The following is a 23470-nucleotide window of genomic DNA, read 5'->3' as shown; positions in this document are numbered from 1 at the left end:
TCTCCTCTGCGGTCGCAGTCTTGGTCAGGAAACGGGGGCGAGGGCGCGCCGGGCGCTCTCGATGGCGCCGAGCGCGACGGCGTCGGCGCCCAGGACGGCGGGGACGATGCGCAGCGCGATGCCGGACACCGGGGCGTCGGTGCGAAGGGTTCGCTCGATCGACGGCGACAGGAGGTCCCAGGCCGCCGTGACCCCGCCGCCGACGATGGCGGTCGGCAGGTCGAGGAGCGTCGCCGCACTGGCGCAGGCGAGAGCGAGCGCACGCCCGGCGTCGTCGAACACCGCGCGGGCGTCGGCGTCGCCGACCCTGGCAGCCTCCGCGACCTCCCTGGCGTCATTCACCGGACGGCCGGTGCGCTCCGCGAAGCGCCGGGCGATCGACGTCCCGGAGGCCAGGGTCTCCAGGTGGCCGGTCTGCCCGCAGGTGCAGACGAGATCGCTGTAGCCGGGCGTGTGCCCGATCTCCCCGGCCGCGCCGTGCGGGCCGTGGTGCAGCTCCCCGCCGATGACCAGCGCGCCGCCGACGCCCGTGCCGAGCATCACACCGAGCACATCGGGCACGCTCGGACCCGCCGCGGCGGCTTCACCGAGGAGGAAGGCGTTCACGTCGTTCTCCACCCGCACCGGGACGCCGAGGCGCTGCGCCAGTTCCGGGCCGAGCGGGAAACCCGCCCAGTCCGCGAACAGGGCGGACGCGGCGCGGATGGTGCCGCTCTCGTGGTCGATGACCCCCGCGGCACCCACCCCCACCGCGGCGACCGTGACACCGGCCTCGGCCGCGAGCCGCGCGACGAGACCGGCCGCCGCATCCGCCATCGCCGCGCCGCCGACGCTCGCGGGCGCCGGCACGCTTCCGCGTGCGAGGACGGCTCCGAAGGCGTCCACGACGAGGGCGGCGATCTTCGTGCCCCCGATGTCCACCCCCGCCAGCGCCAGGTCGGCCGCGAGGCCCGTGGTGGTTCGTCGAGGGTCGTCCGTCTGCTGCCCGACCGCGCTCATCGTCCGCCCAGCCCGGCCATCGCGATGCCCTTGACCAGGTGCTTCTGCAGCACGATGACGAGCAGGGTGGTGGGGATCATCGAGATGATGGCGGCGGCCATCTGCAGGTCCCAGCGGGTGCCGGTGAGGCCGGCGAAGCTCGCCAGACCGACGGGCAGCGTGCCATGCGCGTTGTAGTCGACGGTGACGATGAGGGGCCAGAGGTAGCTGTTCCAGAACGAGAGGAACGTGAAGACCGCGAGCACGGCGACCGCGGACTTCGACAGCGGCAGGATGATCTGCAGGAACGACCGGACGGGACCTGCGCCGTCGACACGGGCCGCCTCCTCCAGTTCGTAGGGGATGCCGCGGAAGAACTGCCGCATCAGGAACGTGCCGAAGGCGCCGAACGCGAAGGGCAGGATGAGCGCCTGATAGGTGTCGACCCAGTTGAACCACTGCATGACCTGGAACATGGGGATGACGAGCACCTCGGCGGGCACCATCAGCGTGGCGAGGAAGAGGACGAACACCGCGTCCCTGCCCTTCCACCGCAGGCGCCCGAACGCGTATCCGGCCGTGGTCGACACCACCAGCACGACCAGGGTGCCGCCGATCGCCACGATGAACGAGTTCATGATGTACGTCAGGAACGGTCCGTAGGCGAAGACGTCGACGAAGTTGCTCCAGCGGATCTCGGAGCCCACCAGGGTCGGCGGCATCGAGAACATCTCCGAGTTCGGCTTGAGGGCCGAGAAGAACGCGTAGACGAGCGGCGCGATGAAGATGAGCGCCGCGACGTAGATGGTGACGTGCGCGAGGATCAGCCGGGCACGCGCGCCGGGCGTTGTCGCCGCTCCGCGGGCCCGCTCCCGCTCGCGCTGACGCCGCGGGGCGGTGCCGGTGGGCCGGACGAGGGTCTCAGTGCTCATAGTGCACCCACTTCTTCTGTGCGGCGAACTGGATGCCCGTGATCGCGATGATGATCGCGAAGAGGATCCATGCGGCGGCGGCGGCGAGCCCGAGGTCGCCGAACGTGAAGCCCTGCTCCCAGATGTACATCACGAGCGGCTTGGTGGCGTTGCCGGGGCCGCCTCCGGTGAGCATCTGCGGCTGGACGAAGACCTGGAGCGAGGTGATCATCGTCATGATCGTCGCGAAGAAGATCGACGGCGAGATCATCGGGATGATGATGCTCCAGACCCGCCGGAACCCCTGCGCACCATCGATGCTGGCGGCCTCCAGCACGCTCTCCGGGAGCTGCTCGAGGGCTGCCGAGAAGATCAGCATGTTGTAGCCGAGACCCTGCCAGACGCTCATGACGACGACCATGATCATCGCCCAGTTGGGGTCGGCGAGGAAGTTCGGCAGCTCGATGCCGAACCAGGTGACCGAGAGGCCGTTGAAGAGCCCCTGGGGCTGCAGCATCATCTTCCACACCAGGACGTTCGCGACCATCGGGGTCACGACGGGGATGAAGAAGAGGACCCGCAGGGCACCGCGGCCGCGGATGCGGGGGCCGAGTCCGAGGGCGAGCACGAGCGAGAGAGCGACACTCAACGGCACGTACAGCAGCGTGTACACGGCCGAGTTCCGCAGCGCGGGCCAGAAGTCCGGGCTGCTGGTGAACAGCTTGACGTAGTTGTCCACCCCGTTGAAGGTGCGTTCGCCGAAGGTCGGCCAGTCGAACACGCTCATCACGATCGACAGCCCCACGGGCACGATCGTGAACAGGGCGAGGCCCACCAGGGCCGGGCTTGCGAAACCCAGCGCCTGGCGGCCCTCGACCTTGGCGAGCGATCCTCGACGTCTCGTCGTGATCGTCATCTCGTCGTCTCTCTCTGTTACTGCTGTGCGGGCCGGATCCGGCTCACTCGCCGAACTGCGCCTGGGCGTTCGACAGCAGCTCCTCCATCGTCATCTGGCCGTTGTAGACGCTGACGAGGTTGGGCTGGATGTAGCTGTCGAGCTTCTGCCAGTTCTTGGTCATGTAGAGCGGCACCGTGTCGCCGAACGCGGCCTCGAACACCGACTGGACCTGGTCCCGGTACTGCTCGTCGATCGACTCGAAGTACAGCGGCTGCGACGAGGTGCGGGCCGGGTAGGAGCGGCCGGACGAGGCGATGTAGTCCTGCGCGTCCTCGCCGACGAGGGAGCCGAGCACCTTCAGCGCGGCCTCCGGGTTCTTGCAGTTCTCGGCGATGCCGTAGCCGGAGCCGAGGATCGGGCCGGGGTTGCCGTCCACGCCGGCGGGCAGCGGCACCATGCCGGCGGCGAAGCCGGACTCGTTGTTGAGGTAGCTGACCGCGTTCCAGGTGCCGTCGACGGCCATCGCCGCGTTGCCGCCCGTGTACTGGTTTTCGCCCCAGCCGGTGTCCGACGCGGAGGCGACCGGAGCCGCGACCTTCTTCTCGGTGACCAGGCCGGCGTACCAGGACGCCGCGTCGACGAAGTCCTCGTCGTCGATGTGCAGTGTGCCGTCCTCGGAGGCGGGCTGCGTGGCGGAGTAGGCGATCGGCATCGACATCCACTGGTAGCCGCCCATGCCCATGCCGAAGCCGTACTTGCCGTCCTTCGTGGCGTCGGCCGCGATCGTGGCGAAGTCGTCGAACGTCCAGCCGATCTCCGGAGTCGCGGCGCCGGTGGCCGTCAGCATGTCCTGGTTGTAGTAGACGAGCATGGTGGCGACGTCGAACGGCACGCCGTAGACCTTGCCCTCGAAGCTGAGGATGCCGTCCGCGCTCGGGTTGAACTCCGACCAGTCGATGCCGGCGGTCTCGAGGTCCTCGTCGCTCAGCTGACGGAAGCCCGCCGTGTAGCCGCCGAGCTGCGCACCGCTCATGCCGGTGATGCAGGCCATGTTGCCGCTGGCCATGTTGGTGGTGAGCTTCGTGAAGAAGTCGCTCCACGGCGAAGTCTGCAGCTTGATCTTGATGTCCGGGTTCTGCTTCTGCGCGAACTCGATCTGCGCCTCCAGCGCGTCGACGTCCGACTCGCTGCCGGCCCACATGTCCACGACGATGGTGTCGCCGTCGGCCGAGCCTCCGGATCCCCCGCTGCTCGCACAGCCGGTCATCGCCACGGCCACGCCCGCGACAGCGGCGACAGCCCCCACACGCAACTTCTTCATTGAATGCCTCCTGAGAAGGGAACGGTTATTTCGAGACTCGAACTAACCAATTAGGATTTCGTATGAAGTTACGCTGTCATAGTTCGCAAGGTGCCGCAAGCTGAACATCCGATGTTTATAGGGTGGTGATAATTCGTCACTCCCCCGAAACATGCGACACCCCCGCTACGCTGACGATGCTCCGAGACGAAGGGCCTCCATGACGAACCCCGCCGACACCCCCGTCGACGATCCGCACACCCGGCGCATCCTCGACTTCGTCGCGCGCGGTCAGGCCCGCTCCCGCTCGGAGCTCGCCTCCGCTCTCGGCGTGGCCGCCTCCACCGTCGGCCTGCGCGTGCAGGCGCTTCTCGATGCGGGCGTGCTGGAGGAGGCCGGGGCCGGCACCTCCCGCGGCGGACGACGGCCGCGCGTGCTCCGGATCGCCGGCGACGGCATCGTGCTGTCCGCCGATCTCGGCGGGCGTCATGCCCGCATCGGGCGGCACGACCTCAGCGGCGGCCTGCTTCACTCGGAGACCATCGCGATCGACGTCGCGGACGGCCCGGAGGCCACGCTGGAGAGAGTGTCGGAGGTGTTCGAGCGCCTGCTCGCCGAGACGCGGGTCCACGCGATCGGCGTGAGCCTGCCCGGCCCCGTCGACGTCGCGACCGGCTCCGTGGATCAGCCCTCGCGGATGCCGGGGTGGCCCGGATTCCGCGTCGGCGAGCACCTCGCGGAGCGCCACGGCGTCCCCGTCGTCGTCGACAACGACGCGAATCTCGCCGCCCTCGGCGAGCACCGTCGCCAGCTCGGGCACACCCAGCACAGCATCACCGTCAAGGCGGGCACCGCGATCGGCAGCGGGATCATCGTGGACGGCCACATTCACCGCGGGGCCACCGCTGCGGCCGGTGACATCACGCACACGCGGATCGACGGCAGCGGGGACATCCCCTGCTCCTGCGGCAACACCGGCTGCCTGGAGACCGTGGCCAGCGGCGCGAGCCTCGTCCGCCAGATGCGCGAGCGCGGCAACACCGACGTCCGCACCACGGCCGACGTGCTGACACTGGCACGGGACGCGGACCCGCTGGCGACGACGCTCGTCCGCACCGCCGGGACCCACCTGGGTCAGGCGCTCTCCGGGGTCGTGAACTTCTTCAACCCGCACGCCCTCTTCCTCACCGGGAGCATGAGCGCCTCCGAGCCGTTCATCGCCGCGGTGCGCAGCCGGGTCTACGAGGCCTGCCACCCGCTCGCGACCCAGCGCCTGCGGATCGAGGCTGCGGCCACCGGCGCGGACGCGATCCTGCACGGCGCCGCGCGCCTCGCGCTGGAGGGCATGGAGATCCCGGTGGCGACGGCCTGAGCCGTCGCCACCGACGGCCTCACTCCCCCGTCAGCCGCAGCTCGATGACCGGCATCAGCACGTCGGGACGGCGTACCGGGAGGTGCACCGTGAGCGTCCCCTCGGCCTCGCCCGCCGGCGTCATCAGGTCGGCCTGCTGGTCCGGGTCGCTGACGCTCGTGCGCAGCCAGGACCCGTCGTTCAGCAGGCGCGCATACGAGACCTTGCCCGCAAGACCGGGCAGATGCACGAAGCCCAGCGGCCAGCTGAACAGGCTCAGGTAGAGCCGGTCGCCGCGGAGCGTGTACACGCCCTCTCGGGGCGGCGTGAACGGCGCGTGGCCGGCCCCGATCACGGCGCGGTCGTGGAGCCGCATCCACTCCCCGATCTCGGCGAGGGTCGCCGCATCCCGGGGCGCGATCGCCCCGCGCCCGTCCGGACCGATGTTGAGCAGCATGTTGCCGCCCATCGACACCGAGTCGACGAGCATCTGCACGAGCAGCACCGGCGACTTCTGGTCGGTGTTGTCCCGGTGATAGCCCCAGGAGCCGTTGAGCGTCTGGCACGCCTCCCATACGAGGGGCACCCCGTCGCGGACGATCGGAGCCGTCGGCTGGTACTGCTCTGGCGTCACGAAGTCCGCGGGGATGCCGAGCCGGTCGTTGACGAGCATCTCCGGCTGCAGCTCGCGGCACAGCGCGAGCAGCGCCTCGGCGTCCCAGTCCTGCGGCCCCTTGCCCTCCCAGCCGTCCTTGGACTCCGGGTAGGTGAAGTCGAAGAACAGGTAGTCGATGTCGCCGTACCCGGTGAGCAGCTCGCGGACCTGACCGTGCAGGTACTCCCGGTAGCGGGCCATGTCGCGCCCCTCGTTCAGGGCGTGCGCGTTCTCGTCGTCACGTCGGGGGTGGTTCCAGTCCACCGTGAAATCGGGGTGATGCCAGTCGATGACCGAGTGGTAGAGGCCGACACGGATGCCCTCGGCACGGAGAGCGTCGACGTACTCGCGCACGAGGTCCCGTCCGACCGCCGTGACGGAGGTGAAGTCGGTCAGCTTCGAGTCCCAGAGGCAGAAGCCGTCGTGGTGCTTCGTCGTGAGCACGACGTAGCCCATCCCCGTCTCCTTGGCGGTCTTCGCCAGGGCCGCGGCATCGAAGAGGTCGGGGTCGAAGTTGTCGAAGTAGGGGCGGTACTCCTCGTCGGTGAGGCGTTCGTAGTTCTGCACCCACTCGTGCCGCGCGGCCCCGCTGTAGAGGCCGAAGTGGACGAACATGCCGAAGCGGGCGTCATCAAACCATTCCTGTCGCATGCGTCCATCCTGGCACAGACATCGGATGTCTGTGCCAGGGAATGCCGTACGGAACGCCGAACGGGCGCCCCCGGAGGGACGCCCGTTCGTTCGCGAGTCGAATCAGCGCGCGGCGCTGCCGTCGACGTAGTCCTCGTCCTGCTGCTTCCAGGCGAAGAGCGAACGCAGCTCCTTGCCGGTCGCCTCGATGGGGTGCTGCTCCTCCTTGGCGCGGAGGGCGAGGAACTCCTCGGCCCCGTTGTCCTGGTCCTCGATGAAGCGCTTCGCGAACGCACCGGACTGGATGTCGGACAGGACGCCCTTCATGCTCTCCTTGACGCGCTCGTCGATCACGCGCGGACCGGAGACGTAGTCGCCGAACTCGGCGGTGTCGGAGATCGACCAGCGCTGCTTGGCGATGCCGCCCTCCCACATGAGGTCGACGATGAGCTTGAGCTCGTGCAGCACCTCGAAGTAGGCGATCTGCGGCTGGTAGCCCGCCTCGACGAGGGTCTCGAAGCCGGCCTGCACCAGGTGGCTCATGCCACCGCAGAGCACGGCCTGCTCGCCGAAGAGGTCGGTCTCGGTCTCCTCGGTGAAGGTCGTCTTGATGACGCCGGCGCGGGTGCCGCCGATCGCCTTCGCGTACGAGAGCGCGAGGTCCCAGGCCTGGCCGGACGCGTCGCGCTCGACGGCGATGATGTCCGGGATGCCACGGCCGGCGACGAACTCGCGACGCACGGTGTGGCCGGGAGCCTTCGGCGCGACGAGGATCACGTCGACACCCTCGGGAGCGTCGATGTAGCCGAAGCGGATGTTGAAGCCGTGCGCGAACGCCAGGGTCTTGCCCGCCGTCAGGTTCGGGGCGATCGACTCGCTGTAGATCGTGCGCTGGTGCTGGTCCGGCGCGAGGATCATGATGACGTCGGCCCACTCGGTCGCCTCGGCGACGGTCTTCACGGGGAAGCCGGCCTCCTCGGCCTTCGCGGCGGACTTCGAGCCCTCCTTGAGGGCGATCGCGACCTCGACACCCGAGTCGCGCAGGTTCTGGGCGTGGGCGTGGCCCTGCGAGCCGTAGCCGACGATGGCGACCTTCTTGCCCTGGATCAGGGACAGGTCGGCGTCGTCGTCGTAGAAGATCTCGGTGCTCACTGGTTTCTCTCCTTGGTTGTGGTTGTGCGGGACGCGCGGTCCCTGAGTCTGTCGAAGGGTCAGCCGCGCAGGACGCGCTCGGTGATGCTCTTGCCGCCGCGGCCGATCGCGAGGAGGCCGGACTGGGCGATCTCCTTGATGCCGAAGGGCTCCAGAGCGCGCAGCAGCGCCTCGACCTTGCCCTTGTCCCCGGTGACCTCGATGACGAGGGCGTCGGCGGCGTAGTCGACGACCGAGGCGCGGAAGAGGTTGACGACCTCGATCACGTTCGAACGGCTGGCGTTGTCCGTGCGCACCTTCACGAGCATGTGCTCGCGCTGCACGGACGACGCCGGGTCCAGCTCGACGATCTTGATGACGTTGATCAGCTTGTTGAGCTGCTTGGTCACCTGCTCGAGCGGCAGCTCCTCCACGTCGACGACGACCGTGATGCGGGAGATCCCCGGCACCTCGGTCACGCCGACGGCGAGGGAGTCGATGTTGAAGCCCCGGCGCGCGAACAGGCCGGCGACGCGGGTCAGGAGGCCGGGGGTGTTCTCCACCAGCAGGCTCAGGACGTGGGTCGACATGGCTCAGTCCTCCTCGTCGAACGCGGGCGCGTGGTCGCGCGCGTACTGGACATAGCTGTTGCTGACCCCCTGCGGCACCATCGGCCACACCATGGAGTCGGCACTCACGACGAAGTCGATCACCACGGGGCGGTCGTTCGTCTCCAGCGCGAGCTGGATGGCGGCGTCGACCTCCTCCTCCTTCTCCACGCGGATCGCGAGGCAGCCGTACGCCTCCGCGAGCTTCACGAAGTCGGGGATGCGGATCGTGCCGTGCCCGGTGTTCAGGTCGGTGTTGGAATGACGGCCGTCGTAGAAGAGCGTCTGCCACTGCCGGACCATGCCCAGCGACGAGTTGTTGATGATCGCGACCTTGATCGGGATGTTGTTGATCGCACAGGTGGCGAGCTCCTGATTGGTCATCTGGAAGCAGCCGTCGCCGTCGATCGCCCAGACCTGGCGCTCCGGCTCCGCGACCTTGGCGCCCATGGCCGCCGGCACCGAGTAGCCCATCGTGCCCGCTCCGCCGGAGTTCAGCCAGGCGTTCGGACGCTCGTACTTGATGAACTGCGCGGCCCACATCTGGTGCTGCCCCACACCGGAGGCGAAGATGCCCTCCGGACCGGTGAGCTCGCCGATGCGCTGGATCACGTACTGCGGGGCGAGCAGACCGTCGGTCGTCGGCGCGTACCCGAGCGGGAACTCGTTCCGGAGCCCGTCGAGGTACGACCACCACTCCTCGATGTCGGGCTTCGCGTCGGCCGTCGCTCCGCGGAAGGCGGCGTCGAGGTCGGTGAGCACGTCGCGCACGTCGCCCACGATCGGCACGTCGGCCGTGCGGATCTTGGAGATCTCCGCCGGATCGATGTCGACGTGCACGACCTTCGCGTGCGGCGCGAACAGCGCGGCCTTGCCGGTGACGCGATCGTCGAACCGGGCGCCGAGCGAGACGAGGAGGTCGGCCTCCTGCAGCGCGAGCACGGCGGGAACGGTGCCGTGCATGCCGGGCATGCCCAGGTGCTGCGGGTGCGAGTCCGGGAACGCGCCGCGCGCCATCAGCGTCGTCACGACGGGCGCGCCGGTCGACTCGGCGAGCTCGAGCAGCTCGGCCGCGGCCCGGCCGCGGACGACGCCTCCGCCCACGTACAGCACCGGCTTCTTCGCCTCCGCGAGGAGGGCGGCGGCCGCCTGGATCTGCTTGCCGTGCGCCTTGGTCACCGGTCGGTACCCGGGGAGGTCGATCTTCGGCGGCCACACGAACGGTGCCGTCGCCTGCTGCGCATCCTTGGTGATGTCCACGAGCACCGGACCGGGGCGCCCGGTGCCGGCGATCTCGTAGGCCGCGGCGATGGCGCCGGGGATGTCCGCGGCGTCCTTCACCAGGAACGAGTGCTTCGTGATCGGCATCGTGATCCCCACGATGTCGGCCTCCTGGAACGCATCCGTCCCCATCAGCGTCGAGAACACCTGACCGGTGATCGCCAGCAGCGGCACCGAGTCCATGTAGGCGTCGGCGATCGCCGTGACGAGGTTGGTCGCTCCCGGACCGGAGGTGGCGATGCACACGCCGACCTTGCCGGATGCGGACGCGTAGCCCTCGGCCGCGTGGCCCGCGCCCTGCTCGTGCCGCACGAGGATGTGGCGGAGCTGCGAGGCGTCCATGAGCGGGTCGTAGACCGGGAGGATCGCGCCGCCGGGAAGGCCGAAGACGTCCGTGACGCCGAGCAGCTCGAGCGAGCGGACGACGGCCTCCGCACCGGTGATCTCCGGAGCGGATGGGCGGGCGGGCGGCCTCGGCACGGCCGAGACGGAGTCAGCAGTCATGACTTTCCTTCTGATGAACTGTGCGGGACACCGGCGCTCCGATCGAGCGGTTGCTGAGCCGGTCGATGGATCAGCCGGTCGTCGCGCCCTCGGCGGCGGACCGCACGAGGCGCGAGTACTTGGCAAGAACGCCTCGGGTGTAGCGCGGGGGAAGCGGCTCCCAGCCAGAGCGGCGGGAGGCGAGCTCTGCCTCGTCGACGAGTAGATCGAGAGAGCGAGCTGCGATATCGACCCGTATCAGATCACCATCGCGCACGAAGGCGATAGGACCTGCGTCCACCGCTTCGGGTGCTATGTGGCCGATGCACAGGCCGGTTGTGCCGCCTGAGAATCGTCCGTCCGTCAAGAGTAGTACATCTTTTCCGAGCCCCGCGCCCTTGATGGCCGCGGTGATGGCGAGCATCTCGCGCATGCCCGGTCCGCCCTTGGGGCCCTCGTACCGGATGACGATGACCGTCCCCGGCTCGATGCTGCCCTCGGCGACCGCGTCCATGGCGGCGCGCTCCCGCTCGAAGACCCGCGCGGACCTTCGAAGACGGCCGCGTCGAAGCCGGCGGTCTTGACGACGGCACCCTCCGGCGCGAGCGATCCGTGCAGGATCGTGAGTCCGCCGGTGGCGTGGATGGGGTTGTCGAACGTGTGGATGACCTCGCCGTCGATCGGCTGCGGGTCGAGCTCGGCGAGGTTCTCGGCGAGCGTCTTGCCGGTGACCGTGAGCGCGTCGCCGTGCAGCAGCCCTTCATCGAGCATCGCCTTCATGATCACGGGGATGCCGCCGTGCCGGTCGACGTCGTTCATGACGTACTTGCCGAACGGCTTCATGTCGGCCACGTGCGGGACCTTGTCGCCGATGCGGTTGAAGTCGTGCAGGCTCAGCTCGACCTCCGCCTCGCGGGCGATCGCGAGGAGGTGGAGGACGACGTTGGTCGAGCCGCCGAGGGCCATCGCGAGGGCGATCGCGTTCTCGAACGCCTCCTTGGTGAGGATGTCGCGCGTCGTGATCCCCTGGCGGAGCAGGTTCACGACCGCCTCGCCCGACCGGTGCGCGAAGTAGTCGCGACGACGGTCGGCCGCGGGCGGCGCGGCGGAGCCCGGGAGGCTGAGCCCGAGCGCCTCGGCGACGGAGGCCATGGTGTTGGCCGTGTACATGCCGCCACACGCGCCCTCACCAGGAGCGATGGCGCACTCGATGCGCTTGAGGTCCTCCTCGCTCATGAGGCCGGCACGGCAGGCGCCGACCGCCTCGAACGAGTCGATGATCGTGACGTCCTTCTCGGTGCCGTCGGAGAGCTTGACCCAGCCCGGTGCGATCGACCCGGCGTAGAGGAAGACGCTCGACAGGTCGAGGCGCGCGCTGGCCATGAGCATGCCGGGGATGGACTTGTCGCAGCCGGCGAGGAGGACGGAGCCGTCGAGGCGCTCGGCCATCATCACGGTCTCGACCGAGTCGGCGATGACCTCGCGGGACACGAGCGAGAAGTGCATCCCCTCGTGGCCCATCGAGATGCCGTCCGAGACGGAGATCGTGCCGAACTGCAGCGGGTAGCCGCCGCCGGAGTGCACGCCCTCCTTCGCCCCCTGCGCGAGCCGGTCGAGGCTCAGGTTGCAGGGCGTGATCTCGTTCCAGCTGGACGCGATGCCGATCTGCGGCTTGTCCCAGTCGGCATCCCCCATGCCCACGGCGCGGAGCATGCCGCGGGAGGTCGTGGCCTCGATGCCGTCGGTGACGACGCGACTGCGGGGCTTGATGTCGATGGGCGCGCTGGCGGAGGGATCATGCGAGGACATGACGAGAGTCTATTCCTGCGCGACGGACCTCTCGTTCGCGAGCGTCTCCAGAAGCGCGGCGATCTGTTGTGGGGAGTCCACACGGAGGGTCGCGGCGCTCTCCCCCGGCCCGACGCGCACGCCGAGGTCGCCCTCCTGCAGCACGCGCATCGCATCCTCGTCGGTCACGTCGTCACCGGCGAAGAGGATGCCCGTCGCGTCGAAGCGCTCCCGGAGGGCGATCATCGCTGCGTCCTTGCCCTCGTTCCGCGACGAGAACTCGAGGACCCGGTGACCGGCGCGCCGCCGCCAGTGCGGGAAGCGCTCGGCGACGAGGGCGTCGATCTCGGCGAAGACCTTCTCCTCGGTGTCCCGGTCCGCGCGGCGGGTGTGCACGCCCATGCCGAAGGTCTTGGGCTCCAGCTCCGCCCCCTCGTAGCGGTCGATGATCGGCTGCGCGGCCGCCCACAGCTCCTCCCGCGCCCCGGTCTCGGTCGCATCGCCCGGCGCGTCGGCGGCCCCCTCGCCGGGGAACCAGTACTGCGCGCCGTGGGAGCCGGCGAGCACCACGACGGAGTCGTCGGTATGCTCGGTGATCTCCCGGAGGTCGTGCATGCTGCGCCCCGAGACGTAGGCGACCACGGTGTCGGGCATCGCAGCGAGGCGATTCATCTGCGCGGCCACCTCGGGAAGCGCCCGCGCGGCCATGGGGTCCACGACGAGCGGGGAGGCGGTGCCGTCGAAGTCGAGGGCGACCACCAGGCGCGGCGTCGTTGCGAGGGCGGTGAGGTCGGCGTCGGCGGTTCCGGGGATCCAGGGGCGCGTCACGGTGTCTCCGATCGAGAGGAAGAAGGGGGTGCAGGAAGGGCGGTCAGCGGCTGCGGACGTCCGCGAGGGCCTCGAGGAAGGACGACGACCAGGCGTTCACGTCGTTGTCCAGCACACGTCGACGCAGGGACCGCATGCGGCGTCCCTGCTCGGCGGGCGACATCTCCACGGCCTCCATGATCGCGTCCTTGAGCCCCGCGATGTCGTGCGGGTTGACGCGCACGGCCTGACGGAGCTCGTCCGCCGCGCCGGTGAACTCGCTGAGCACCAGCACGCCGCGGTTGTCCGTCCGCGTGGCGATGTACTCCTTCGCGACGAGGTTCATGCCGTCGCGCAGCGCCGTCACGAGCATGACGTCCGCCGCGAGGTACAGGGCGACCATCTCCTCGCGCGGGTATCCCTGATGCAGGTAGCGGATGGCGGAGTGGCCGACCGTGTCATGGTCGCCGTTGATGCGGGCCACCGCGAGCTCGATCTCGTCCCGGAGGTGCGCATAGGCGTCCACCCTCTCCCGGCTCGGACTCGCCACCTGGATGAGCGTGACGTCCTCCACATCGAGGCGGCCGTCTTCGAGGAGCTCGCCGTAGGCCTTGATCCGGTGCCCGATGCCCTTGGTGTAGTCCAGGCGGTCGACGCCGAGGAGGATGCGCTTCGGGTTGCCGAGGCTCGCGCGGATCTCCGCGGCCCGCGCCCGGACGTCCTCCCGCGCGGCGAGTTCGAGGTACGGGGCGGTGTCGATGGAGATCGGGAACGCCTTGGCGATCGCCGTCCGCGAGCCGCCCTGCTCCGGGACCGTGATGTTCGGCCCCTTCACCTCGTAGCGCAGCCGGCGTCGCACCGCGGTGAGGAAGTAGGTCGCGTCCTGCGCCCGCTGGAAGCCGATGACGTCGGCGCCGAGCAGTCCGCGGAGGACCTGGTCGCGCCACGGAAGCTGCGCGTAGAGGCCGTGCGCGGGGAACGGGATGTGGTGGAAGTAGCCGATCGTGACGTCGGGGCGCAGCTCGCGGACCATCTGGGGCACCAGCTGGAGTTGGTAGTCGTGGACCCAGACGGTGCCGTCCTCAGCGGCGGCGGCCGCGGCGGCCTCGGCGAACCGGCGGTTGACCCGCACATACGCCTCCCACCACTCACGGTGGTACTGCGGCGGGGCGATGACGTCGTGGTAGAGCGGCCAGATCGTGTCGTTGGCGAAGCCCTCGTAGTAGTCCGCGACCTCCTCGGAGCTCAGCGACACCGGGATGAGATGGATCCCGTCGGCGTCGAAGGCCTCGAGCTCCACGTCCGGCTGACCGGGCCAGCCGACCCAGGCGCCGTGCACGCGGCGCATCATCGGCTCGAGGGCGGCGACGAGGCCGCCGGGCGACGTCCGCCAGGTCTCCTCGCCGTCGGGCCCCACGACCCGGTCCACCGGGAGGCGGTTGGCGACGACGACGAAATCAGCAGCGGTCACAGGGGCACTCCTCGGTCCAGGAGCTTCCAACCTACCGAGGATGAGCGCCGACCGCTGGTCCGCGCTCAGGCCTTGACAGCGGACGTTCCGCGGTGCAGACCGCTGAGGGCCCAGTTGGCGAGACCCGCCGCGAACGCGATGCCGGCCGCGATCATCGGAAGCACGAGGGCGGCCGACGTGCCGAGGCTCTCCGCGACCTCCCCCGCCACCGCGGCGCCGATCGACTGGCCGACGATCACGCCGGAGCCGAGCATCGTCATCACCGTCGCCGATCGGCCACGGGGGCTCCGCGCCGCTCCGAAGCTGTACTGGGTGACGAGGGTCGGGCCGATGCCGATGCCCATGATGGCCAGGGCGAGCATCATCCCCGCCGGCGAGTCGACGATGCCGAGCAGCAGCGAGCCGGCGAGGAGGACTCCGGAGAAGACGAGCCATCGCGCCCGGAGCGAGAACCGCGCGGGGAGCCACGCGACACCCAGGGCCAGCAGCGCGGAGCCGACGCCCATCACGCCGTACAGCAGGCCCGCCTGCTCCGGGGCGCCGAGGTCGGCCATGAACGACGTGAGCGAGGTGAGCATGGTTCCGAAGAAGATGCCGACGCCGAGGATGCCGAGGACGACGATGAGGAGCTGCGGCCGGAACAGCTCGGAAACGGCGGAGGGCGCCCGACCGTCCTCGGTCCGGTCCTGCGAGACATGCCGTCCGTTCGGGTGCAGCGCGAAGGCCCCGACGAACACCAGGGTCAGCACGGCGGCGCCGACCAGCGGGGCCCAGGGTGCGAGTGCCGAGGCGAGGACGCCCACGAGGAAAGGACCGAACACGAAGACGGTCTCGTCGGCGGCCGACTCGTACGCCATCGTGCCGGAGACGGTGCGGGCGCGGCGCTCCGCCGGCATCCGCTCGCCGATGATCGTGACCAGACGGGAGCGCGAGAGCGGCGCCACCTGCGGAGCCGTCGCACCGATGCCGATCGCGGTGAGGAGCACGAAGCCGTCGGCGGCCGGACCGTAGACCACCGCGGTGAAGAGCAGGAGCATCGCCGCGTTGCCCACGGCGAGCGCGAGGAGGACCGTGCGCTGGCCGAAGCGGTCGGCGGCGGCGCCCAGGAGCGGGCCGAAGCAGGCGGTGCCGAGACCGACCGCAGCGGACGTGAGCCCGCCGAGCGACAGGGATTCCCGCGCCGACACGACGACGGTCAGCACACCGACCACCATCATGGCGAAGGGCAGACGCGCGATGAACGCGATGAGGAAGTAGGGCAGGCCGGCGAGGCGGAAGAGGCTCGGCTCGGCGATATCGGGCGTGGTGCTGGCGTGTGTCATGGCTCTCGCGCGTCGACGACGCGATGTCGGGTGCCGCCGCTGTCCGCCGGAGATGCCGACGGCCGGTAGATACACGGTTTCTGCGGCCGCGGGCGAACCGCGACCCTCCCATGATATCCGGTGCCTCAGGACGCATGCCCTGCCAGTCGCTCCCCCGCCTTGTCAAGCCACCGACCCGCGTGCGCTCCCTGCGGGTACCGTAGGGGCATGCGCTACCTCTTCAGCACCGGACTCGTCGCCGCGATCTCGGCTGGGATCTCGCTGCTGCGCGGCACCCGCAACGAACCCATCACCTGGCGCTCGCTCCTGTCGTGGGTGAGCTGGGGCATCACCATGGCGCTCGCGGTCGGCGCGGTCGTCGACATGCGCCGTGAGCGCCACGGCGTGCCGGTGGACGCGGACTCCCCGCAGTCGGTGAAGAAGTCCAAGAAGGCGCAGCGTCTGCAGTTCCGTTCGCAGAAGGCCCTCGCCGACGCGCAGGGGCACGCCCAGGACAAGCGGTCCTGACGCACCCCCGCGCCTCCCGCGTCACCGGGTGAGGATGAGTGCCTCGCCCTGACCGCCGCCGCCGCACAGGCCGACCGCCGCGGTTCCGCCTCCCCGGCGGGCCAGCTCGTGCGCGACGTGCACCACGAGGCGGTTGCCGGAGGCACCGATCGGATGACCGATCGCGATGCCGCCGCCGTGCACGTTGACGATCTCCCCGTCCAGCCCGAGCTCGGTCTGCGAGCGGGCCACGACGGCCCCGAACGCCTCGTTGATCTCCACGAGGTCGAGGTCCTGCGGCGTGATGCCCTGTTTCCGGCATGCCTGCTCGATCGCCCGCGCCGGCTGCGCCTGGAGCGAGTTGTCCGGGCCGGCGGTCTGGCCGCTCGCCCCGACGGTCACGAGCACCGGCCAGCCCTTGGCCTCGGCCGTCCCGCGAGTCGTGACGACGACGGCGGAGGCGCCGTCCGAGATCTGGGATGAGTTGCCCGCCGTGATCGAGCCGCCCTCGGCGAAGGCGGCGCGCAGTCCCGCGAGGGTCTCCACCGTGGTCTCGGGGCGCACCCCCTCGTCTCGGGTCACCCGCACGGGTTCGCCCCGGCGCTGCGGCACCTCGACGGCGACGATCTCCGCGTCGAGCACACCGCTCTCCTGCGCGGCGGCGGCCCGCTGATGCGAGAGCGCGGCGACCTGGTCCTGGGCCTCCCGGGTGAGTTCGTAGCGCGCGTTGTGCCGCTCAGTGGACGCGCCCATGCTCTCCCGGTCGTAGGCGTCCGTCAGCCCGTCGTAGGCCATGTGGTCGAGGACCTCGACGGTGCCGTAGGTCCAGCCATCGCGCGATCCCATGAGCAGGTGCGGTGCGCGGGTCATGGACTCCATGCCGGCGGCGACGACGACCTCGGCGTCCCCGGTCCGGATCATGCGCGCCGCGTCGATCACGGCCGTGAGACCGGACAGGCACACCTTGTTCACGGAGTGGGCGGGGACGTCCCAGCCGATCCCGGCGCCGATGGCGGCCTGACGGGCGGCGTTCTGTCCCGACCCCGCGGCGAGCACCTGCCCCACGATGACCGCATCGACGTCTGCCGGGTCCACCCCGCCCTGCTCCAGCGCACCGCGGATCGCGAACGATCCGAGCTGCGGCGCGGTGAAGGCGGCGAGCTGTCCTTTCAGCCGCCCCTGCGGGGTGCGCGCCGCGGCGACGATGACGACATCGTTCTCACTCATTGATCTCGGTCCTTCCGTTGTCCAGTTCCGGGGCGAGGCGGAGAGGCGGCTCCGTGGCCTGCCGCACTTGCTCCACCGAGACGTCGGGCGCGAGCTCGACCAGGACGAGCCCGTCCGGCGTCACGTCGATCACCGCGAGGTCCGTGATGATCCGGTCCACGACGCCGCGTCCGGTCAACGGCAGCGTGCACGCGTCGACGATCTTCGCCGAGCCGTCCTTGGCGACGTGCTCCATCAGCACGATCACCCGTCCGGCGCCGTGCACGAGGTCCATCGCACCCCCTGGGCCCTTGACCATCTTGCCGGGGATCATCCAGTTCGCGAGATCTCCCGTGGCGGAGACCTGCATCGCCCCGAGGATCGCGGCATCGATCTTCCCGCCGCGGATCATGCCGAAGCTGAGGGCGGAGTCGAAGAACGCCGCCCCGGGCAGCGTGGTCACCGTTTCCTTCCCCGCGTTGATGAGATCCGGGTCGACCTCGTCCTCCCGCGGATAGGGCCCGACCCCGAGGATGCCGTTCTCCGACTGCAGCACCACGGTCACGTCGGACGGGACGTGGTTCGGCACGAGCGTGGGCAGGCCGATGCCGAGGTTCACATACGCGCCGTCCGGCAGCTCGGCCGCCGCACGCGCGGCCATCTGGTCTCTCGTGAGCGCCATGTCAGGCTCCTTCCGCGGCGACGGTCCGTCGCTCGATGCGCTGGGGGATGTCCTCGCCGACTTCGACGATCCGGTGCACGAAGACGCCGGGCAGGTGGATCGCGTCCGGGTCGAGCTCTCCCGGTTCGACGAGCCGCTCCACCTGCGCGATGCACACGCGCCCGGCCATCGCAGCGAGCGGGTTGAAGTTCCGCGCCGCCTTCCGGAACACGAGGTTGCCGTGCCGGTCGCCGCGGACCGCATGGACCAGGGCGAAGTCGGTGGTGATCGCCTCCTCCAGCACGAACTCGCGCGGTTCGCCGTGCACCGTGAACGTGCGTACGTCCTTGCGCGGCGAGGCCACCGCGATCGAGCCATCGGCGTGGTACCGGCGAGGCAGACCGCCCTCGGCCACCTGGGTGCCGACGCCCGTCTGGGTGAAGAACGCCGCGATTCCGGATCCTCCCGCCCGCAGCTTCTCGGCGAGCGTGCCCTGCGGGGTCAGCTCCAGCTCGAGCTCCCCGGACAGGAACTGCCGCTCGAACTCCTTGTTCTCCCCCACGTACGACGACGTCATCTTCCGGATGCGCTGCGCGGCGAGCAGGATGCCGAGGCCCCAGTCGTCCACCCCGCAGTTGTTGCTGACGACGCTCAGGTCTGTCGTGCCCTGGGCGAGGAGCGCCTCGATGAGGGCGATCGGGTTCCCGGAGAGCCCGAAGCCTCCGACCGCGAGCGAGGCGCCGTCCGGGATGTCGGCGACCGCGGCCGCCGCGGACTCCCATTGCTTGTCGATCACGTCTGCTCCTTCGGTTCCGTGTCCCCACCAGCCTCCCGCCCCGGCGGAGCCATGACCAGCGCCCTCTTGCGATGTGGACGCCCGCGCCACTAGCGTCCACGATGTGGACACTGCAATGAACCCCGTCCCCGGCACTCAGGCCGTCGCGCGGGCGGCGCGGCTCCTGCGACTGGTGACGGCCGCCGGCGCTGACGGCGCCACCCTGCAAGAACTGGCCGGCAGCGCCGGCCTCTCCCGGCCCACTGCGCATCGCCTGCTCAGCGCCCTCCGCGCGGAGGGCCTCGTCGACCGCGACGCCGACAGCACGCGCTGGATGCCGGGACCCGAGCTCTTCCTCATGGGATCCGTGGCCGCCGCACGATACGACGTGACGGCCCTGGCCCGGGACATCGTGCGGTCGCTCGCCGTGAAGACCGAGGAGAGCGCCTTCTTCTCCGTCCGCCGCGCGGACGAGACGGTCTGCCTGCTGCGCGAGGAGGGGTCGTTCCCCATCCGCTCGTTCGTGCTGAGCGAGGGGGTGCGCTTCCCGCTCGGCGTGGCGAGCGCCGGCCTCGCGATCCTCGCGTTCCTCCCCGACCACGATGTGGATGCCTACCTGGAGCGCCATCCGGAGCTCGTCGAGAACTGGGGACGCGCTCATGGCGAGCGCCCGTTGCGGAAGCGCCTCGCCGAGACGAAGGAACGCGGGTTCGCCGTCAACCCCGGCCTGATCGTCGAGGGGAGCTGGGGCCTCGGCGCGGCGGTGTTCGACCGCGCCGGACGCCCGGAGTGGGCGCTCAGCCTCACCGGTGTCGCCTTCCGCTTCGGCCCGGAGCGTCAGGCCGAGCTGGGCCGGATCCTCCTCGCTCACGCGCATCAGCTCTCGGCGAGGATCGCGCACGCCCGACGGTGACCTTAATACATACCAGCCGGTATATACTTTCTGGTATGAATCGCTCTGAGGTCATCCCGTCGCTCGTGCTCTCGGGCTACGCGCTGGGTCGCATCGCCGCCCAGGACGCGGGGAACGAGGCGCCCGCCGCGCAATGGCGGGTGCTCAGCCTGCTCGACCAGTCGGGTCCCCGTCGCGTCGGCGAGCTCGCCGCGGCGGCCCGCACGACACAGCCCGGGATGACCCGGTTGCTCGGCACCCTCGAACGCGAGGGCCTCGTCCGCCGCTCCCCCGACCCCGACGATTCCCGTGCCACCGTCGTCGCCGCGACCCCCGACGGCACGGCGGCCCTGGCCGCCTGGCGCTCCGAGTTCCGGGAGACGATCGCACCGCGGTTCGCCGACCTCGACGACGACGACTGGCATGCCCTCACCCGTGCGGCCGAGATCCTCGCCGCCCGCACCTCTGCCGACCGGACAGGAGACATCCGTTGAACACCGCCCCCGCTACACCCGCCCCCTCGGTCTGGCGGCAGCCGGCCCAGGTATGGGCCGTCGCCTTCGCGTGCGTCGTCGCTTTCATGGGCATCGGCCTCGTCGATCCGATCCTCCCGGCCATCGCGGAGTCCCTCGAGGCCACGCCGGTCGAGACGGAACTGCTGTTCACCAGCTACCTCCTCGTCACCGGCCTCGCGATGCTCGTCACCAGCTGGATCTCCAGCCGGATCGGCGCCAAGGCGACCCTCCTCGTCGGTCTCGGCCTGATCGTCGTGTTCGCCTTCCTCTGCGCGATCAGCGGCAGCGTCGACGCGGTCATCGGCTTCCGTGCCGGCTGGGGGCTGGGCAACGCGCTGTTCATCTCGACGGCGCTGGCCACGATCGTCGGCGCCGCATCCGGCGGCAGCAGCGCGGCCATCGTGCTGTATGAGGCGGCACTCGGCCTCGGCATCGCCGTGGGTCCCCTGCTCGGCGGCATCCTCGGCGAGCAGAGCTGGCGCGGCCCGTTCTTCGGCGTCGTGGCCCTGATGGCCATCGCCTTCATCGCCGTGCTCGTGCTGCTGCGGGGTCCGGGCGAGAAGCGCACGCCGGTGAAGTTCTCCGCCCCCTTCACGGCCCTGCGCCGTCCCGCGCTCGCGATCCTCGCCGTGGCCGCCCTGTTCTACAACATCGGCTTCTTCGTGCTGCTCGCGTTCTCGCCCTTCCCCCTGGGCTTCGGCGCGATGGGCATCGGCCTGACCTTCTTCGGCTGGGGTGTCGCCCTCGCGATCACCAGCGTGTGGGTCGCGCCGGTGCTGATGCGCCGGATGCCGCGGACGCACGTGATCCTCACCGTGCTGCCCCTGCTCGCCGTCGATCTCGTGGTCGCGGGACTCGTGGTCGCCGAACCGGCCGCTCTCGTCGTGTGCATCATCGTCGGCGGTCTGCTCCTCGGCATCATGAACACCGTGCTGACCGAAGCCGTCATGGAGGCGACAGACCTCCCCCGCTCCGTCGCCTCTTCGGCCTACTCCGCAGTCCGCTTCCTCGGCGGCGCGATGGCCCCGCCGATCGCCGCCCTGCTGTGGCACCTGTTCAGCGCCACCGTGCCGTACCTCTTCGCCGCCGCCGCCGTCCTGCTGGCCGCGCTGACGATCCTCCTCGGCCGGAAGGTCCTCGCGCACATCGACGACGAGCCGGCTGATGCGACCGCCGAGGACGCGGCGGCGATCCTCGTCGGTGACGCCGGCTGACCTGCTCGGCTACCGTGGGGGCATGACCGACGCTCCTCCCCTCCCCGAGCGCAGCCGACGGGTGCAGGAACACCTCCTCGCGGCCGGTGTCGAGACCGAGATCCGGGTTCTTCCGGACTCGGCGCGCACCGCCGCCGAGGCGGCCGCCGCCATCGGCTGCGACGTCGCCGCGATCGCCAACAGTCTCGTCTTCCTCGCCGACGGCCGCCCCGTCCTCGTCATGACCAGCGGCGGGCACCGGGCGAACCTCGCCGTCCTGGCGCGAAGCGTGGGGGCGAGCGAGGTCGTCATGGCACCGCCCGCCACCGTGCGCGACGCCACCGGACAGGCGATCGGCGGAGTGGCGCCCGTCGGCCATCCCACGTCCCTCCCGACCTTCATCGACAGCGCGCTGCAGGTGTACGACGTGGTGTGGGCGGCGGCGGGCCACCCGCACACCGTCATGCCGCTGACCTTCGCCCAGCTGTCGGATCTGACCGCCGGCACGGTGATCGAGGTCGTCTGACCCGATGTCCGCGCCATGCCCCATGATGGAGGCGATGCCGGCCGCGGCGCGAGCGACCGGCGAGACGGAGGCGATGACATGTGCGGACGATTCGCGAACGACGCGGCGACGGACGAGCTGATCAGGGAGTTCGTCGCCGAGGGCGGCCGCCCGGAGGACTGGTGGAAGTCCTGGCACGGCGCCTACTCGATCGCGCCCACCGAGAGCGCCCCGATCGTCCGGGACCGCGGTGAGGGCCGCATCCTCGAACTCGTGCGGTGGGACTGGCAGAGTCCTCCCAACCGTCCGCAGCGCGCCCCGCTGATCAACGCACGGATGGAGAAGCTCGCCGCCGGGTTCTGGGCGCCGGCGTTCTCCGCCGCGCGGTGCCTCGTGCCGATGCGCGGGTACTTCGAATGGACGGGCGAGAAAGGCCACAAGACCCCGCACTTCCTCCACGGGGACGGCCTGCTCGCCGCCGCCGGCCTCACCTGGTCGATGGAGCATGAGGGAGAGAAGGTGCGCTGCTTCGTCGTCGTCACCCGGGAGGCACGCGATGCCGGTGGGGAGGTGCACGACCGGATGCCCGCCTTCCTGACTCCGGACACCTGGGACGCCTGGCTCACACCGGAGAAGCTCACCGGGCAGACCAAGCTCGATACGCTGGCGATGCTCGATCACACCTCCGCCGATGTCGCGGCGACGCTCCGCGGACACGTCGTCGACCGCAAGGTGAGCAACACGCGCACCGTCGACCCGTCCGATCCCACGCTTCTCGATCCGGTGGCCTGAAACAGGGAGACACGCGACGACGCACGACACCCCGGTCGGGTAGGAGAACGGGCAGAAGTGTGAAACGCTGAGCACACCCCACACCAGCGGTCATCGCGTCCGCGCCTCTTAGCACAGGTTCCCGTGGCGAGAAGGGAATCTTGCGATGGGCAAGTTCATCTACGAGAACAGCGTCAAGGTCGACATCGAAGACCGCGCTCTCACTCACATCCAGCTGGTCATGACCGCGAAGCTCCGCCGTGGCGAGCCCTTCGGCTTCACCTGGAAGGACGACGTCAGCATGGGCGGCGGCCGGACGACGGTCTGGATCCATGCCGGAAGCTCGCTGGTGTACAAGTACCACGGCAGTCGCCAGCCCAGCGTCAACCGCGCCTGGATCGAGGCCCTCGCATTCACCGCCAACGCCCCGAGCGGTCTGTACCTCGTCCCCGAGCCCGCGGACCAGCAGCAGCCGGACGGCAGCGAGAGCGCTCTCACCCGGTCCTAACACGCTCTTCGGCGGGGTTCAACCCCTCTTGTCGGGTTTCGAGGAGGTTCGTACCGTGGAGCGCATGGGGAACCAGACGGGAATGACGACGACGCACATCGAGATCGATGGGCACGACTTCCTCCTGCCTCGCAGCACGGATGTCGCGGACCTCATGTCTCGGATCGAAGCGGCGGCGCGCTCGCAACCGACGTTCATCGACTTGGCGACGGGCGACGCTCTGACGAGCGTGCTCATCACCGCGCAGTCGCGTGTCGTCGTCTACCTGATCCGCGAGGACGCCGGCCACGACGCCCCCATCGACGTGCGCTCCACGCTCGACTGGGATCTCTGAGCAGCACGGT

23 protein-coding genes and 1 pseudogene are annotated in these 23470 nt (G+C 70.0%); 9 read left to right on the top strand and 15 right to left on the bottom strand.

Annotated elements, in window-relative coordinates; genetic code table 11:
• Positions 1-24: 24 nt before the first annotated feature.
• Genes AC2W7E_RS00580 through AC2W7E_RS00565 form a run of 4 tightly spaced genes read right to left on the bottom strand, consistent with a single transcriptional unit; the run spans position 25 to position 4108 of the window.
• Entirely contained in the window at positions 25-999 is a 975-nt protein-coding gene (locus AC2W7E_RS00580) for an ROK family protein (protein WP_085607368.1), read from the bottom strand.
• Positions 996-1910: a carbohydrate ABC transporter permease gene (locus AC2W7E_RS00575; RefSeq protein ID WP_025103274.1), complete on the bottom strand. Its 915-nt coding sequence runs from the start codon at positions 1908-1910 to the stop codon at positions 996-998. Before AC2W7E_RS00575 ends, AC2W7E_RS00580 begins: the two co-directional genes overlap by 4 nt.
• Positions 1900-2805 (bottom strand): carbohydrate ABC transporter permease, encoded by a 906-nt coding sequence (locus AC2W7E_RS00570; protein WP_025103273.1) that lies wholly within the window; start codon positions 2803-2805, stop codon positions 1900-1902. Before AC2W7E_RS00570 ends, AC2W7E_RS00575 begins: the two co-directional genes overlap by 11 nt.
• A gap of 43 nt (positions 2806-2848) precedes the next feature.
• Positions 2849-4108, bottom strand: a complete 1260-nt coding sequence (locus tag AC2W7E_RS00565; protein ID WP_025103272.1) for an ABC transporter substrate-binding protein — start codon at positions 4106-4108, stop codon at positions 2849-2851.
• A gap of 199 nt (positions 4109-4307) precedes the next feature.
• Here AC2W7E_RS00565 and AC2W7E_RS00560 point away from each other — a divergent pair, with 199 nt between their 5' ends.
• Positions 4308-5459 (top strand): ROK family transcriptional regulator, encoded by a 1152-nt coding sequence (locus AC2W7E_RS00560; RefSeq protein WP_025103271.1) that lies wholly within the window; start codon positions 4308-4310, stop codon positions 5457-5459.
• Between the two features lie 19 nt (positions 5460-5478).
• Here the strand turns inward: AC2W7E_RS00560 and AC2W7E_RS00555 are convergent, their stop codons facing one another.
• The 8 genes and pseudogenes from AC2W7E_RS00555 to AC2W7E_RS00520 all read right to left on the bottom strand — a co-directional run bounded on the left by AC2W7E_RS00555 (position 5479) and on the right by AC2W7E_RS00520 (position 15614).
• On the bottom strand, positions 5479-6744 hold the full coding sequence (locus tag AC2W7E_RS00555; protein ID WP_303709511.1) for an alpha-L-fucosidase: 1266 nt from the start codon (positions 6742-6744) through the stop codon (positions 5479-5481).
• Positions 6745-6846: 102 nt separating this feature from the next.
• Complete coding sequence (gene ilvC, locus AC2W7E_RS00550; RefSeq protein ID WP_025103269.1) at positions 6847-7875, bottom strand: ketol-acid reductoisomerase; 1029 nt, start codon at positions 7873-7875, stop codon at positions 6847-6849.
• Between the two features lie 59 nt (positions 7876-7934).
• Positions 7935-8444: an acetolactate synthase small subunit gene (gene ilvN / locus AC2W7E_RS00545; RefSeq protein ID WP_025103268.1), complete on the bottom strand. Its 510-nt coding sequence runs from the start codon at positions 8442-8444 to the stop codon at positions 7935-7937.
• Between the two features lie 3 nt (positions 8445-8447).
• Positions 8448-10247 carry an acetolactate synthase large subunit gene (locus AC2W7E_RS00540; RefSeq protein ID WP_025103267.1) on the bottom strand — a complete coding sequence of 600 codons (1800 nt, stop codon included), beginning with the start codon at positions 10245-10247 and terminating at the stop codon, positions 8448-8450.
• 70 nt (positions 10248-10317) lie between these two features.
• Positions 10318-12035 (bottom strand): annotated as a pseudogene (gene ilvD, locus AC2W7E_RS00535) (dihydroxy-acid dehydratase).
• A gap of 9 nt (positions 12036-12044) precedes the next feature.
• Positions 12045-12842 carry a trehalose-phosphatase gene (gene otsB / locus AC2W7E_RS00530; protein WP_485988339.1) on the bottom strand — a complete coding sequence of 266 codons (798 nt, stop codon included), beginning with the start codon at positions 12840-12842 and terminating at the stop codon, positions 12045-12047.
• Positions 12843-12885: 43 nt separating this feature from the next.
• On the bottom strand, positions 12886-14292 hold the full coding sequence (locus tag AC2W7E_RS00525; RefSeq protein ID WP_025103264.1) for an alpha,alpha-trehalose-phosphate synthase (UDP-forming): 1407 nt from the start codon (positions 14290-14292) through the stop codon (positions 12886-12888).
• 65 nt (positions 14293-14357) lie between these two features.
• Entirely contained in the window at positions 14358-15614 is a 1257-nt protein-coding gene (locus tag AC2W7E_RS00520) for an MFS transporter (RefSeq protein ID WP_485988338.1), read from the bottom strand.
• Positions 15615-15821: 207 nt separating this feature from the next.
• Here AC2W7E_RS00520 and AC2W7E_RS00515 point away from each other — a divergent pair, with 207 nt between their 5' ends.
• Entirely contained in the window at positions 15822-16121 is a 300-nt protein-coding gene (locus AC2W7E_RS00515) for a hypothetical protein (RefSeq protein WP_025103262.1), read from the top strand.
• Between the two features lie 21 nt (positions 16122-16142).
• On the opposite strand, the gene AC2W7E_RS00510 is transcribed toward AC2W7E_RS00515, so the two are convergent.
• Genes AC2W7E_RS00510 through AC2W7E_RS00500 form a run of 3 tightly spaced genes read right to left on the bottom strand, consistent with a single transcriptional unit; the run spans position 16143 to position 18763 of the window.
• Positions 16143-17327, bottom strand: coding sequence for an acetyl-CoA C-acetyltransferase (locus tag AC2W7E_RS00510; protein ID WP_025103261.1), 1185 nt, complete (start codon positions 17325-17327; stop codon positions 16143-16145).
• Positions 17320-17988, bottom strand: a complete 669-nt coding sequence (locus AC2W7E_RS00505; protein ID WP_025103260.1) for a CoA transferase subunit B — start codon at positions 17986-17988, stop codon at positions 17320-17322. The genes AC2W7E_RS00510 and AC2W7E_RS00505 overlap by 8 nt, the downstream gene beginning before the upstream one ends.
• A gap of 1 nt (position 17989) precedes the next feature.
• The gene (locus AC2W7E_RS00500) at positions 17990-18763 is read right to left on the bottom strand and encodes a CoA transferase subunit A (RefSeq protein WP_025103259.1); all 774 of its coding nucleotides are present in this window, start codon (positions 18761-18763) and stop codon (positions 17990-17992) included.
• Between the two features lie 115 nt (positions 18764-18878).
• Here AC2W7E_RS00500 and AC2W7E_RS00495 point away from each other — a divergent pair, with 115 nt between their 5' ends.
• The 7 genes from AC2W7E_RS00495 (at position 18879) to AC2W7E_RS00465 (ending at position 23460) form a co-directional block, all read left to right on the top strand.
• Complete coding sequence (locus AC2W7E_RS00495) at positions 18879-19655, top strand: IclR family transcriptional regulator (protein WP_485988579.1); 777 nt, start codon at positions 18879-18881, stop codon at positions 19653-19655.
• Positions 19656-19690: 35 nt separating this feature from the next.
• Positions 19691-20128, top strand: coding sequence for a MarR family winged helix-turn-helix transcriptional regulator (locus AC2W7E_RS00490; protein WP_025103257.1), 438 nt, complete (start codon positions 19691-19693; stop codon positions 20126-20128).
• Positions 20125-21363, top strand: coding sequence for an MFS transporter (locus AC2W7E_RS00485; RefSeq protein WP_025103256.1), 1239 nt, complete (start codon positions 20125-20127; stop codon positions 21361-21363). The genes AC2W7E_RS00490 and AC2W7E_RS00485 overlap by 4 nt, the downstream gene beginning before the upstream one ends.
• A 22-nt stretch (positions 21364-21385) precedes the next feature.
• Positions 21386-21868, top strand: coding sequence for a YbaK/EbsC family protein (locus tag AC2W7E_RS00480; RefSeq protein ID WP_025103255.1), 483 nt, complete (start codon positions 21386-21388; stop codon positions 21866-21868).
• A gap of 78 nt (positions 21869-21946) precedes the next feature.
• Positions 21947-22639: an SOS response-associated peptidase gene (locus AC2W7E_RS00475; protein ID WP_085607360.1), complete on the top strand. Its 693-nt coding sequence runs from the start codon at positions 21947-21949 to the stop codon at positions 22637-22639.
• A 145-nt stretch (positions 22640-22784) separates the two neighbouring features.
• A complete protein-coding gene (locus AC2W7E_RS00470) occupies positions 22785-23126 on the top strand; it encodes a DUF7882 family protein (protein ID WP_025103253.1) in 342 nt (113 codons plus the stop codon).
• A 64-nt stretch (positions 23127-23190) separates the two neighbouring features.
• Positions 23191-23460 carry a hypothetical protein gene (locus AC2W7E_RS00465; RefSeq protein WP_126893022.1) on the top strand — a complete coding sequence of 90 codons (270 nt, stop codon included), beginning with the start codon at positions 23191-23193 and terminating at the stop codon, positions 23458-23460.
• The last annotated feature ends 10 nt before the right edge of the window (positions 23461-23470 follow it).

It is taken from the genome of Microbacterium sp. CFSPD4_SD4, assembly GCF_057364585.1.
The sequence above is the reverse complement of the archived record's forward strand: the minus strand, read 5'-3'. Positions and strand labels throughout refer to the sequence as shown.

Coding starts and splice junctions, on each gene's coding strand:
- AC2W7E_RS00580 (WP_085607368.1), bottom strand. CDS start 999: ATGAGCGCGGTCGGGCAGCAGACGGACGACCCTCGACGAACCACCACG.
- AC2W7E_RS00575 (WP_025103274.1), bottom strand. CDS start 1,910: ATGAGCACTGAGACCCTCGTCCGGCCCACCGGCACCGCCCCGCGGCGT.
- AC2W7E_RS00570 (WP_025103273.1), bottom strand. CDS start 2,805: ATGACGATCACGACGAGACGTCGAGGATCGCTCGCCAAGGTCGAGGGC.
- AC2W7E_RS00565 (WP_025103272.1), bottom strand. CDS start 4,108: ATGAAGAAGTTGCGTGTGGGGGCTGTCGCCGCTGTCGCGGGCGTGGCC.
- AC2W7E_RS00560 (WP_025103271.1), top strand. CDS start 4,308: ATGACGAACCCCGCCGACACCCCCGTCGACGATCCGCACACCCGGCGC.
- AC2W7E_RS00555 (WP_303709511.1), bottom strand. CDS start 6,744: ATGCGACAGGAATGGTTTGATGACGCCCGCTTCGGCATGTTCGTCCAC.
- ilvN (WP_025103268.1), bottom strand. CDS start 8,444: ATGTCGACCCACGTCCTGAGCCTGCTGGTGGAGAACACCCCCGGCCTC.
- AC2W7E_RS00540 (WP_025103267.1), bottom strand. CDS start 10,247: ATGACTGCTGACTCCGTCTCGGCCGTGCCGAGGCCGCCCGCCCGCCCA.
- AC2W7E_RS00520 (WP_485988338.1), bottom strand. CDS start 15,614: ATGACACACGCCAGCACCACGCCCGATATCGCCGAGCCGAGCCTCTTC.
- AC2W7E_RS00515 (WP_025103262.1), top strand. CDS start 15,822: ATGCGCTACCTCTTCAGCACCGGACTCGTCGCCGCGATCTCGGCTGGG.
- AC2W7E_RS00510 (WP_025103261.1), bottom strand. CDS start 17,327: ATGAGTGAGAACGATGTCGTCATCGTCGCCGCGGCGCGCACCCCGCAG.
- AC2W7E_RS00505 (WP_025103260.1), bottom strand. CDS start 17,988: ATGGCGCTCACGAGAGACCAGATGGCCGCGCGTGCGGCGGCCGAGCTG.
- AC2W7E_RS00495 (WP_485988579.1), top strand. CDS start 18,879: ATGAACCCCGTCCCCGGCACTCAGGCCGTCGCGCGGGCGGCGCGGCTC.
- AC2W7E_RS00490 (WP_025103257.1), top strand. CDS start 19,691: ATGAATCGCTCTGAGGTCATCCCGTCGCTCGTGCTCTCGGGCTACGCG.
- AC2W7E_RS00480 (WP_025103255.1), top strand. CDS start 21,386: ATGACCGACGCTCCTCCCCTCCCCGAGCGCAGCCGACGGGTGCAGGAA.
- AC2W7E_RS00475 (WP_085607360.1), top strand. CDS start 21,947: ATGTGCGGACGATTCGCGAACGACGCGGCGACGGACGAGCTGATCAGG.
- AC2W7E_RS00470 (WP_025103253.1), top strand. CDS start 22,785: ATGGGCAAGTTCATCTACGAGAACAGCGTCAAGGTCGACATCGAAGAC.
- AC2W7E_RS00465 (WP_126893022.1), top strand. CDS start 23,191: ATGGGGAACCAGACGGGAATGACGACGACGCACATCGAGATCGATGGG.